We start from the raw sequence: 3,306 nt of genomic DNA, 5'->3' as shown, positions 1-3,306 counted from the left end.
CCCTCTTTTTCTAAAATCTCTTTTATACTTTTAAAATCTAAAACTCCGGTTTTTTTAAACCTCATCTTAAAAACTCGTTATCACATTTTTTACAGTGCCAATTTGGTGCATCTATACTTCTTGCTATAGATCCTATTTTTATCTTTTTTTCTTTTTCTTTTTCTAATAAATCTTTATCTATCTTAAAGCCGTAAATTATAGGTATTACATATTTATTTGTCCTACAATATCTACATCTTGGAATAAATTTTCTTCTTATTTTTGAGTTTTGTTTATCCAACTAAAGATCCTTTTACTAAATATTTATCAAAATTTTTTAAAAATATTAAGTTTTGATATAATAAAAAATAAATCTTTCAGGAGTAATCAAATAAAAAAAGAGTTTTTAAAATTTTACAATAATTTTAAAAGAGAAGAGATAGAAAAAGCAATTGAGTATTATTCAGTTTTTAGTGGTTGCGAAAATTTTATAAAAATAGACTTCAAAGATGATATTTTCTCTCAAATTGAAGACAAAATCTTCAAAAATCTTACATTTTTAAAAGAAAAGGTTATAAAAAATCACTCTTTTAAAACAAACGAGCTCTTAACTGTTTTTGCAATCGGTGATAGAAAAATTAATAGCGCAGTTAAAAAAGTAAATTTAACGGATATTGAGGGAAAATTGAAAATAGAAAACCTCATAAACTCAAATATTGTTAAAAAAGAGTATTCAAGAGAACAACCCATTCAAAAAGAGCACCCTAAACAAAAATTGAAAAAAACTGTTAGAAAATATAGAATTTCTCATAAAATAAAATTTAAAAAACCCTTTTTTAGATTTTGGTTTAGATATATAGAGCCAAATTTTGAAGAGTTAAAAAACGATAATTTTTCTAAAATATTAAAAATAATAAAAAACGATTTTGACAATTATGTTAGTCTAACATATGAAGAGTTATCAAACGAGTTAATAAAAGAAAAATTTAAAAAATTAACTGCTTGGGGCAGCTATTGGGATAGAAAAATCGAGCTTGATATTTTAGCCTCATTAGAAAACGGAGAGATAATTGTTGGTGAATGTAAATGGAAAAATAGCAAGATATGTAAAAAAACATTAACTTCTCTTCAAAAAAAATGTAAAATCGCCCAAATTGACGCAAAATTTTATGCCCTTTTTTCAAAAAGTGGTTTTAGTAATGAACTTTTAAAAAATAGAGATAAAAATATTTTACTTTTTGATTTGGAGGATTTAAAAGATTGGGCAGGGAAAGAAGCCCCTTATAGAAAAAAAGAAAAAATACCCTACTCTTTTGAGTTTTAGCCATTCGTTTGATATTTGTTTAATTTATTTACGCAACATATACTCCATCAAGTTTTGAGAGTTCATTTACCAAATCACTATTAACATAAATGTTTGATTCAATCTCTACCTCTTGAAGTTTTGAAGAGATAACAAGTTTTAGTGGTCTTTTTCCGGGATGATTTTGTGCCAATCTATAAAGCTCTTCTAAAAGTTTTAGCTCATGAGATAGATTTAGTTTAATTATAATAGGTTCTTCATATTTTTCTTCTATTTTCGTGTCAATTTTTTCATTTTTAGCTTCTTGCAAACTCATTATCTTATCGCATCTAATCCTTATAAAATCTCCATCTTTTGTCACATATGTCTTAAAAGCTATTGGTTTGTCAAGATCCATATTTTCTAACTCTTCAAGCTTATCGCTAAAAAGCATCAACTCAATATTCCCATGTAAATCCATTATATTTACGATACCAAATTTATTGCCCTTTTTACTAATTTTCGTTTTTATCTCTTCAACTTTGCCTATAAACAAAGCTTCACTACCATCTGCGATATTTTCCAAATCGCTCGATAGAGTATAATTTATCTTTTCAAGTTCTTCTCTAAAATTATCTAGCGGATGACCAGAAACATAAAAGCCCAAAGTCTCTTTTTCAAGCTCAAGAATCGTTTTTAAATCAAACTCTCCAAGATCTTCTAGTTCAATCTTTATTGCCGTCATCTCTTCCATATCACCAAAAAGAGAATTTTCGGCCATCTTTTTTGCTCTTGCGATCTCATGGGTAGTTTCAACAATCTTTTCTATATTATGCAAAAGAGTTTTTCGACTATACCCAAAACTATCCATAGCTCCTGATTTTATCAGTGATTCCAAAACCTTTTTATTTACTTTGGTAGGATCTATTCTATGTAAAAAATCGTCTAAATTTTCAAAATTCTTCTGAGACCTTGCTTCTAAAATAGACTCTATTGCACTCTCGCCAACCCCTTTAATGGCCCCTAACCCAAACAATATAACATCTTCATCATCTATTTTTGTAGCGCTAAATTCAAGTGAAGACTTTTTAATATCTGGAGGTAAAAGTTTTATTTTCAATCTTTTTACCTCATCAACATATTTAACAATTTTATCGGTATTATCTTGCTCACTTGTTAAAAGTGCGGACATAAACTCTTGAGGAAAATATGTTTTTAAAAAAGCTGTTTGAAAAGTTATCATAGCATATGCCGCAGAATGGGACTTGTTAAATCCATATCCGGCAAATTTCTCTATCAACTCAAAAAGAGTCTCGGCTTTTTTTGCGTCATATCCTCTATCACTCGCCCTTTTAACAAAATCTTTTTTATACTCCTCCATTAAATCTTTTTTCTTTTTACCCATAGCTCGCCTAATGATGTCGGCTTCACCAAGGCTAAAACCGCCAATTATTTGAACGATTTGCATAACCTGCTCTTGATACACTATCATTCCATATGTAGGTTCTAAAGTCTCTTTTAACTCATCAAAACTTACTTCTTCAAATGGATAATATATCTTTTTTCTACCGTGCTTTCTTTCTATAAAATCCTCAAGCATTCCAGATTCCATAGGGCCTGGGCGATAAAGAGCCAATACCGCTATGATATCTTCAAAAGTAGTAGGTTTAAGTCTTGCGTTGAGTCTTTGCATACCTTGTGATTCTATCTGAAATAGTCCCAACGTATGCCCGCTTTGTATAAGATCATAAACTTTTTTATCGTTTATATCAACCTTTTCCCAATCTATTTTTTTGTTATATCTTTTTTGGATAAGTTTCAAAGCGTTATCGATAACCGTTAAGGTTTTAAGCCCTAAAAAGTCAAATTTTATTAAATCTACATCTTCTAAAAAGTTTAAAGAGTATTGGGTTACTAACGTCTCTTCACCGGAAGGCTTATATAAAGGAGTCTTATTCCAAAGCTCTTCATTGCTTATAACAACACCCGCAGCATGCATGCCTGCGTTTCTTTTTAACCCTTCAAGAGCCAATGCAAACTTCCAT

Annotated in this window: 3 protein-coding genes; 1 reads left to right on the top strand and 2 read right to left on the bottom strand. The window is 29.5% G+C overall.

Annotation, left to right across the window (positions count from 1 at the left end):
* Positions 1–61: 61 nt before the first annotated feature.
* Positions 62–280, bottom strand: coding sequence for a hypothetical protein (locus tag AC30RD_RS07575; RefSeq protein ID WP_489493836.1), 219 nt, complete (start codon positions 278–280; stop codon positions 62–64).
* On the opposite strand from AC30RD_RS07575, the gene AC30RD_RS07570 reads away from it, so the two are divergent.
* On the top strand, positions 269–1,303 hold the full coding sequence (locus AC30RD_RS07570) for a DUF234 domain-containing protein (protein ID WP_489493834.1): 1,035 nt from the start codon (positions 269–271) through the stop codon (positions 1,301–1,303). The genes AC30RD_RS07575 and AC30RD_RS07570 overlap by 12 nt on opposite strands.
* Before the next feature lie 28 nt (positions 1,304–1,331).
* Here AC30RD_RS07570 and dnaE read toward each other — a convergent pair.
* Positions 1,332–3,306, bottom strand: a 1,975-nt coding sequence (gene dnaE, locus AC30RD_RS07565) for a DNA polymerase III subunit alpha (protein WP_489493832.1), incomplete at its 5' end; no start/stop codon positions are given.

It is taken from the genome of Nitrosophilus sp. (assembly GCF_982775275.1).
Note: the sequence above shows the minus strand (reverse complement) of the source record. Positions and strands in the feature narration are given on the sequence as shown.